This is a genomic window from Nocardia sp. CC201C (assembly GCF_030010695.1).
GTDB lineage: Bacteria > Actinomycetota > Actinomycetes > Mycobacteriales > Mycobacteriaceae > Nocardia > Nocardia otitidiscaviarum.
This window is the reverse complement of the sequence record NZ_JASCXP010000322.1, coordinates 1-8634: the sequence shown is the minus strand read 5'-3', so window position 1 is coordinate 8634 and position 8634 is coordinate 1. Positions and strand designations below refer to the sequence as shown.

The 8634-nt window shown below is 67.0% G+C and carries 9 protein-coding genes; 8 read left to right on the top strand and 1 reads right to left on the bottom strand.

The annotated features are described in order from the left end of the window. Nucleotides 1–482: 482 nt before the first annotated feature. Nucleotides 483–911 (bottom strand): CBS domain-containing protein, encoded by a 429-nt coding sequence (locus tag QK444_RS26815; protein WP_282784884.1) that lies wholly within the window; start codon nucleotides 909–911, stop codon nucleotides 483–485. A gap of 207 nt (nucleotides 912–1118) precedes the next feature. Between QK444_RS26815 and QK444_RS26810 the strand changes: the two genes are divergently transcribed. From QK444_RS26810 to QK444_RS26775, 8 genes are all read left to right on the top strand, one after another. Continuing rightward, the gene (locus tag QK444_RS26810; protein ID WP_282784882.1) at nucleotides 1119–1538 is read left to right on the top strand and encodes a hypothetical protein; all 420 of its coding nucleotides are present in this window, start codon (nucleotides 1119–1121) and stop codon (nucleotides 1536–1538) included. 381 nt (nucleotides 1539–1919) lie between these two features. Beyond that, nucleotides 1920–2300 carry an NADH-quinone oxidoreductase subunit A gene (locus QK444_RS26805; RefSeq protein ID WP_282784881.1) on the top strand — a complete coding sequence of 127 codons (381 nt, stop codon included), beginning with the start codon at nucleotides 1920–1922 and terminating at the stop codon, nucleotides 2298–2300. A gap of 106 nt (nucleotides 2301–2406) precedes the next feature. Continuing rightward, on the top strand, nucleotides 2407–2961 hold the full coding sequence (locus tag QK444_RS26800; protein WP_029927522.1) for an NADH-quinone oxidoreductase subunit B: 555 nt from the start codon (nucleotides 2407–2409) through the stop codon (nucleotides 2959–2961). A gap of 95 nt (nucleotides 2962–3056) precedes the next feature. After that, on the top strand, nucleotides 3057–3791 hold the full coding sequence (locus tag QK444_RS26795; protein ID WP_282784886.1) for an NADH-quinone oxidoreductase subunit C: 735 nt from the start codon (nucleotides 3057–3059) through the stop codon (nucleotides 3789–3791). After that, nucleotides 3791–5149, top strand: coding sequence for an NADH dehydrogenase (quinone) subunit D (nuoD, locus tag QK444_RS26790; protein WP_282784878.1), 1359 nt, complete (start codon nucleotides 3791–3793; stop codon nucleotides 5147–5149). The genes QK444_RS26795 and nuoD overlap by 1 nt, the downstream gene beginning before the upstream one ends. Further along, nucleotides 5146–5841 (top strand): NADH-quinone oxidoreductase subunit NuoE, encoded by a 696-nt coding sequence (gene nuoE, locus QK444_RS26785; protein ID WP_282784876.1) that lies wholly within the window; start codon nucleotides 5146–5148, stop codon nucleotides 5839–5841. Before nuoD ends, nuoE begins: the two co-directional genes overlap by 4 nt. Next, on the top strand, nucleotides 5838–7163 hold the full coding sequence (nuoF, locus tag QK444_RS26780; protein ID WP_282784874.1) for an NADH-quinone oxidoreductase subunit NuoF: 1326 nt from the start codon (nucleotides 5838–5840) through the stop codon (nucleotides 7161–7163). Before nuoE ends, nuoF begins: the two co-directional genes overlap by 4 nt. Beyond that, nucleotides 7160–8634: NADH-quinone oxidoreductase subunit G (locus tag QK444_RS26775; RefSeq protein ID WP_282784872.1), on the top strand; the 1475-nt coding region annotated here is incomplete at its 3' end. The genes nuoF and QK444_RS26775, both read left to right, overlap by 4 nt.

The window sequence follows — 8634 nt, the reverse complement described above, 5'->3', positions numbered from 1 at the left end:
TGGACGATGCTACCCAAATCCGCGTTCCAGAGATTCGCTGGCCCATTCATGCACGAACTCTCCACGGGGGCATCGAAGTCCGAGACCATGCGCGCCACAGCCCGCACCGCACTGAACCTCGCGCCCGATGACCCTGTACGCCCGCTCGAACCCCGAGGACTGACCTCGATCGGGCATTGCCCCGCGCCCAACCTCACCTCAGCGGACGGCACACCCGCTGGTGCCGCGGTCCTTGAACTCGCCGCGTTAGTGGCACCGGAGACCCTGTGGCGACCCCGCTGAACAACTCCGCACACGATCGGCGACGCCGATCTCGGCCAGTGCCAGCCCGAGATCGGCAGGTTTCGCTCACATTCACTGCAATTGCACAATCGAATACGGAAACGCCCCCGGAGAAATCCGGGGCGTTCCTTGCATCCGCAGATCTATTGGGGATATCACGACCACGCAATGGCATTGAGTGCATACATGCGCGCGCTGTCTCATCCGTGCAGGTACTGCACCAGGTGTTCGCGCTCGGTCTCCAGTTCGGCGATCTGGCTCTTCACCACGTCGCCGATGCTGACGATGCCGATCATGCGGCCGTCGCGCACCACGGGTAGGTGGCGGATGCGGTGCTCGGTCATCCGGGCATTGAGGGTTTCGACGCGGTCCTCCGGAGAGCAGGTGTGCACGACGTCGGTCATGATTTCCGAGACCGGCTGCCCGAGGACGACGGCGCCGTGTCGGTGCAGGGCACGTACCACGTCGCGCTCGGAGACGATGCCGACCATATAGGACGCATCCGGCGAAACCACCACCGCGCCAACATTGTTGGTAGCGAGGATTTCCAGCAGTGCGTGCACCGTGGCATCGGGTGCGATCGTGACTACATCGGAACCTTTCCTGCGCAGGATCTCGGAAATTCGCATACTGTCCACCACCCAGTGAATTCGACGTCGATGCCTCCAGGATCTCGCGATTCACCGCCCGTGACCAGCAACGATTGCGATTCGACCGTTAATGCGGATGTTGAACGAACCGGGCGGGACTCAAGGTGTCCGTGTTGCGAAGATTCTGCGGCGACGCGCGGACCGAAAGCGCGAAGCTGCCGCGCGGAGCCACCCCCGGCACGTACCATGCCGAACGTGGCCGAAGCGAAACGTCCCGCCGCGCTGCGGGTGCTCGTGTACAGCAACGACGCCGACACCCGGAGCCAGATCATGCTGGCCCTGGGTCGAAAGCCGCGTCCCGAACTGGAGCAGTTCGACTACCTCGAGGTGGCGACCGCTCCGGTGGTGATCGAGCGCCTGGACGCCGGTGAGGTCGACATCGCCATCCTGGACGGTGAGGCGCAGCCCGCCGGTGGACTCGGATTGGCGAAACAGCTCAAGGATGAGATCGCCGACTGTCCACCACTGGTTGTGATCACCGGTCGCCCGGACGATGTCTGGCTGGCGAACTGGTCGCGCGCGGACGCGGCGGTCTCGCATCCGATCGATCCGATCCGACTCACCGACGCCGTTGTCGGGGTACTGCGCAACCGGACGGCGGCGTAACCCACCCCGTCACGTGACGTTCGCCCATTGCGTCCGATTGGTCATGAATGGGCGTTCCGAATTCGATCAAACGCCGCGCCGAAAATTGCTGCATCCCGACGTCCGAGTTGTAGGCTGTGCCGTAGCTCACAGGGATGCGAGCCGAGGTATCAGTCCGATTCGGTATTAATCCGCCGTGCCAGATCCCGACCGCCCGCATCCTCGACGAGTGCCTGAGGGGCGAGACTGGCCCGGCATGACGACGATGTCAGCCCGCCTCGGCAGCATGCCGTCCGAATGCGTCCAGCTCGCGCGCGGCGACCGGGTCAACCCGTAGGCGGCAGCCTGCGTAACCACGAAGGCCCGCGGTCGCCGCCAGGTAGGAGGAGGGGTAGTGCGGTTGTGAATATCGAGGTGCCGACTCTTGTTCTCGGTGCGGTCGCCGCGGCGTTCGCACTGTTCTCGCTAGCTCTCGCGGCCCTCATCGGCCCCAAGCGCTACAACCGGGCCAAGCTCGAACCCTACGAGTGCGGTATCGAACCGACGCCGCACGCCATCGCCGGCGGCCCGGGGAACGCTGCTGGACAACGCTTTCCGGTGAAGTACTACCTCACCGCGATGCTGTTCATCATCTTCGACATCGAGATCGTGTTCCTGTACCCGTGGGCGGTGCACTTCGACTCGCTCGGCCTGTTCGGCCTGGCGGCGATGGCGCTGTTCATCTTCAACGTCTCGGTGGCCTACGCCTACGAGTGGCGGCGCGGCGGACTCAGTTGGGACTGATTCGCGTGCGACAGGGCTGAATCGAACGACGGCTACCGGGAATTCCGATCAGCGCCGGTGCGCCCGCACGCGGGTCCGGCGCGAGAAGTCTGGAGAAGAATCCGATATGGGTCTCGAGGAAAAGCTGCCCAGCGGGTTTCTGCTGAGCACGGTCGAGGATATGGCGGGCTACCTGCGCAAGGGCTCACTGTGGCCCGCCACCTTCGGCCTGGCGTGCTGCGCGATCGAGATGATGGCCACCGGCGGCGGGCGATTCGACATCGCCCGCTTCGGCATGGAGGCGTTCCGCGCCTCGCCGCGCCAGGCCGATCTCATGATCGTCGCGGGGCGGGTCAGCCAGAAGATGGCACCCGTCCTGCGCCAGGTCTACGACCAGATGACCGAACCGAAATGGGTGCTGGCCATGGGCGTGTGCGCCTCGTCCGGCGGCATGTTCAACAACTACGCCATCGTGCAGGGCGTCGACCACGTGGTTCCGGTCGACATCTACCTGCCCGGCTGCCCCCCGCGGCCGGAGATGCTGTTGAACGCGATCCTGAAGCTGCACGAGAAGATTCAGGAGGCTCCCCTCGGCGTCAATCGCGAGGAAGCGATCAAGGCCGCCGAGGCCGCCGCCCTGGCCTCCACCCCGACCATTCAGATGAGGGGTCTACTGCGATGACCTTCGATTCACCCAGTAGGACCGAGAGTCCCCCGGAGGCGGCCGTGGACGAACGCAAGCACGGCGAATCGAACGAACCGATCGAACCACCGAGCATGGCGGGTCCGATCCAGGACGAAACCGAGAACGACAACGGTACCGAGAACGACAACGGCACAGCGGAATCCGGACCCGCACCCGATGAGATCATCGGCGTGCGGCGCGGCATGTTCGGGGTCTCCGGCACCGGCGACACCTCCGGCTACGGCCGCCTGGTGCGCACCGTCACGCTGCCCGGCGGCACCGAACCGCCCTACGGCGGCTACTTCGACGGACTCGTCGCCACCCTGCGCGCGGCGCTCGGCGCGGAGTTCGAGGCAGCCGTGGAGAAGATCGTGGTCTTCCGCGGCGAACTCACCCTGCACGTACGCCGCGAACACCTGGTCGCGGTCGCCCGCACCCTGCGCGACGATCCGGCGCTGCGGTTCGAGCTGTGCCTGGGCGTGAGCGGCGTGCACTATCCCGACGACCAGGATCGGGAGCTGCACGCGGTCTACCAGCTCAACTCCATCACCCACAATCGCCGTCTGCGGGTGGAGGTTTCGGCTCCCGACGCCGACCCGCACATCCCCTCGCTCTATGCCGTCTACCCCACCACGGACTGGCACGAGCGGGAGACCTACGACTTCTTCGGCATCCTGTTCGACGGTCATCCCTCGCTGACCCGCATCTCCATGCCCGACGACTGGCGCGGGCACCCGCAGCGCAAGGACTACCCGCTCGGCGGAATCCCGGTCGAGTACAAGGGCGCGCGCATCCCGCCGCCCGACGAGCGGAGGGCTTACTCCTGATGAACGACATCGACACCCGGCGCACAGGTTCAGGTGCGCCGGAAACACCCGTCTCACCGCACGATCCGAAGCCGGAACGCGCCGTGACGGTGGTCGGCAACGACTGGGACGAGATCTCCGCCGCGCTCGACGGTGTCGCCGAGGAGCGCATCGTGGTGAACATGGGTCCCCAGCACCCCTCCACACACGGGGTGCTGCGACTCATTCTGGAGATCGAGGGCGAGACCGTCACCGAGGCCCGGTGCGGAATCGGCTACCTGCACACCGGCATCGAGAAGAATCTCGAGTACCGGCCGTGGGTGCAGGGCGTCACCTTCGTCACCCGCATGGACTACCTGTCGCCGTTCTTCAACGAGACCGCGTACTGCCTGGCGCTGGAGAAGCTGCTCGACATCACCGACGACATTCCCGAGCGCGCCAGCGTCGTGCGGGTCATGCTCATGGAGCTCAACCGCATCTCCTCGCATCTGGTGGCCCTCGCGACCGGTGGCATGGAGTTGGGAGCGCTCACCCCGATGCTTTTCGGCTTCCGAGAGCGCGAACTCATCCTCGATGTGTTCGAGACGATCACCGGTCTGCGGATGAACCACGCCTACATCCGCCCCGGCGGCCTGGCGCAGGATCTGCCGGAAGACGGCGTCACCAAGGTGCGCGAACTGCTGGCCATCATGCCGAAACGCCTGCGGGATCTGGAACTGCTGCTCAACGAGAACCCGATCTGGAAGGCCCGCACCCGCAATGTCGGGTATCTGGATCTCACCGGCTGCATGGCGCTGGGCATCACCGGTCCGGTGCTGCGCTCGACCGGCCTGCCGCACGATCTGCGCAAGTCCCAGCCGTACTGCGGCTACGAGGACTACGAATTCGATGTCATGACCGATACCGGCTGTGACTGCTACGGGCGCTACCTGATTCGCGTCAACGAGATGAAGGAATCGCTCAAGATCGTCGAGCAGTGCCTGGACAAGCTGCGGCCCGGCCCGGTGATGGTGAGCGACAAGAAGGTGGCCTGGCCCGCGGATCTGGCGCTGGGTCCGGACGGACTCGGCAACTCGCCGCAGCACATCGGCAAGATCATGGGCACCTCCATGGAGGCGCTGATCCACCACTTCAAGATCGTGACCGAGGGTATCCGGGTGCCGGCCGGACAGGTCTACACGGCGGTGGAATCCCCGCGCGGCGAACTCGGCGTGCACATGGTCAGCGATGGCGGCACCCGCCCGTACCGGGTGCACTACCGCGATCCCTCCTTCACGAATCTGCAAGCGGTGGCGGCGATGTGCGAGGGCGGCATGGTCGCCGACGTCATCGCCTCGGTGGCGAGTATCGACCCGGTGATGGGAGGGGTGGACCGATGACCGAGATCTTGCTGAACCTGACCACCAGGCCGATTCCCTACCCGCAACAGGTGCACGACCGCCTGGAGGTGGAGGCTCGCGAGATCATCGCGCGCTACCCGCATCCGCGCTCCGCGCTGCTGCCGCTGCTGCACCTGGTGCAGTCGGTGGAGGGCTACGTCTCCGGCACCGGCATCGAATTCTGCGCCGGGCAGCTGGGTTTGACCGATGCCGAGGTGACCGCGGTCGCCACCTTCTACTCGATGTACCGGCGCACACCCACCGGCGACTACCACGTGGGCGTGTGCACCAATACGCTGTGCGCGGTCATGGGCGGCGACGAGATCCTCGCGACGCTGAAGGAGCATCTGGGAATCCGGCACGGCGAGACCACCGCCGACGGCGCGGTCACGCTCGAGCACATCGAGTGCAACGCGGCCTGCGACTACGCGCCCGTCATGATGGTGAACTGGGAGTTCTTCGACAACCAGACGCCGGAATCGGCACGGGCGCTGGTCGACGCGCTGCGGCGTGGCGAGCAGGTCACCGGCACCCGCAGCGGCGCACCGCTGTGCACCTTCCGCGAAACCGCCCGCATCCTCGCCGGCTATCCGGATCAGCGCCCCGGCGCGAACGACGGCGCGCCCGGACCGGCAACCCTCGCGGGTGTGCATGCGGTGCAAGAAAATCCGACCGACGGAGGCGCTCAGTGACGACATTGACGCCGGTGCTCACCCGGCACTGGGCCGAGCCCGAGTCGTGGACCCTGAAGTCCTATCGCCGCCAGGAGGGCTACCGGGCCCTGCCCAAGGCGCTGAAGATGCACCCGGACGAGGTCATCGCCACCGTCAAGGACGCGGGGCTGCGCGGCCGCGGCGGCGCGGGCTTCCCCACCGGCATGAAGTGGGGCTTCATCCCGCAGGGCCCCGGCCCGGACGGCATCGAGAAGCCGCACTACCTGGTCGTCAACGCCGACGAGTCGGAACCGGGCACCTGCAAGGACATTCCGCTCATGATGGCCAGCCCGCACCTGCTGGTCGAAGGCGTCATCATCGCCGCCTACGCGATTCGCGCCTCGCACGCCTTCATCTATCTGCGCGGTGAGGTACTGCCGGTACTGCGGCGCCTGCAGACCGCCGTGGCGGAGGCGTACGCGGCGGGCTATGTCGGCCGCAATATTCTCGGCTCGGGTTACGACCTGGAGATCGTCGTGCACGCCGGAGCGGGCGCGTACATCTGTGGTGAGGAGACCGCGCTGCTGGACTCCCTGGAGGGTCGGCGCGGGCAGCCGCGTCTACGCCCGCCGTTCCCCGCGGTGGCCGGGCTCTACGCCTGCCCGACGGTGGTCAACAACGTGGAGTCCATCGCGTCGGTGCCCGGTATCCTCGCCCGTGGCGTCGAGTGGTTCCGGTCCTTCGGCACCGAGAAATCGCCGGGCACCACCATCTACTCGCTCTCCGGTCACGTGACGCGACCGGGGCAGTATGAAGCGCCCCTGGGAATCACCCTGCGGGAGTTGCTGTCCTACGCGGGCGGCGTCCGTGCGGGCCACACGCTGAAATTCTGGACACCCGGCGGTTCCTCCACTCCCCTGTTCACCGCCGAACACCTCGACGTCGCACTGGATTACGAGGGTGTCGCCGCCGCGGGCTCCATGCTCGGCACCAAGGCGCTGCAGATCTTCGACGACACCACCTGCGTGGTGCGGGCGGTGCTGCGCTGGACCGAGTTCTACGCCCACGAATCCTGCGGAAAGTGCACACCGTGCCGCGAGGGCACGTATTGGCTGGTGCAGCTGCTGCAACGCCTGGAAAGCGGGCAGGGGCACAGCACCGATCTGGACAAGCTGGCCGATATCGCCGACAACATCAACGGCAAATCCTTCTGCGCCCTCGGCGACGGCGCCGCCAGCCCCATCGTCTCCTCGCTGCAGTACTTCCGCGACGAATACGCCGACCACATCCGGTACGGCGCATGTCCTTTCGACCCGTCCCGGACCACCGTCTGGGCGGATACGGCTGAAGGAGCGCGATGACCGCGACAGTCAGCAGCAACGACAGCGACACCGCACCCGCCGATCTGGTGAGCGTCACCATCGACGGCACCACCGTCAGCGTGCCCGCGGGCACCCTGGTGATCCGGGCGGCCGAGCTGATCGGCATTCAGATCCCGCGCTTCTGCGACCACCCGCTGCTCGAGCCGGTGGGCGCGTGCCGCCAGTGCATCGTCGAGGTGGAGGGACAGCGCAAACCCGTCGCCTCCTGCACCATGGCGGTCGCCGACGGCATGGTGGTGCACACGCAGCTCTCCTCGCCGGTGGCCGCCAAGGCACAGGAGGGCGTGATGGAGCTGCTGCTCATCAACCACCCGCTGGACTGCCCGGTCTGCGACAAGGGCGGCGAATGCCCGTTGCAGAACCAGGCCATGTCCAACGGCCGCGCGGAGTCCCGCTTCGAAGGCGAGAAGCGCACCTACCCCAAGCCGATTCCGCTGTCCTCGGCCATTCTGCTGGACCGGGAGCGGTGTGTGCTCTGCGCCCGCTGCACCCGCTTCGCCCAGCAGGTGGCCGGTGACCCGTTCATCGAACTCATGGAGCGCGGTGCGCTGGAGCAGGTCGGCATCGCCCAGGGCGAGAGCTTCGACTCCTACTTCTCCGGTAACACCGTGCAGATCTGCCCGGTGGGCGCGCTCACCGGCAGCACCTACCGGTTCCGTGCGCGACCCTTCGACCTGGTCTCGAGCCCGGCGGTGTGCGAGCACTGCGCCTCCGGCTGCGCCCAGCGCACCGACCATCGGCGCGGCAAGGTCATGCGTCGCCTGGCCGGTGACGATCCGCAGGTGAACGAGGAATGGAACTGCGACAAGGGCCGTTTCGCCTTCCAGTACGCCACCGAACGGGACCGGCTCACCACCCCGATGGTGCGCGGCTGGGACGGTCGGCTCGCCCCCGCCTCCTGGTCGGAGGCGCTGGCCGCCGCGGCCGCCGGCATGGCCGGGGCGCACGGCAATGCGGCGGTGCTGGTGGGCGGACGCGTCACCCTCGAGGACGCCTACGCGTACTCGAAGTTCGCGCGCGTCGTGCTGGGCACCAATGACATCGACTTCCGCTCCCGCGACCACTCCGCCGAGGAAGCCGACTTCCTGGCGGCCCGCGTCGCCGGACAGGGCATCAGCGTCGACTACGGTGCGCTGGAGCAGGCTCCGGCGGTGCTGCTGGTCGGATTCGAGCCGGAAGAGGAATCGCCGATCGTGTACCTGCGGCTGCGCAAGGCTGCCCGCAAGAACGGCACGGCGGTGTTCGGCCTCGCTCCCTTCCTGACCCCGGGGCTGGAGAAGATGTCCGGCACCCTGGTGCCGGCGGCCCCCGGCGCCGAACCACACATCCTGGAGGCGCTGCGCGGCGGCGACACCGCCGGACTCGTCGATCCCGCTGTCGCACAGCGCATCACGGACCTGCTGCGGCAGCCGGGCGCGGTGATCATGGTGGGTGAGCGACTGGCCGGAGC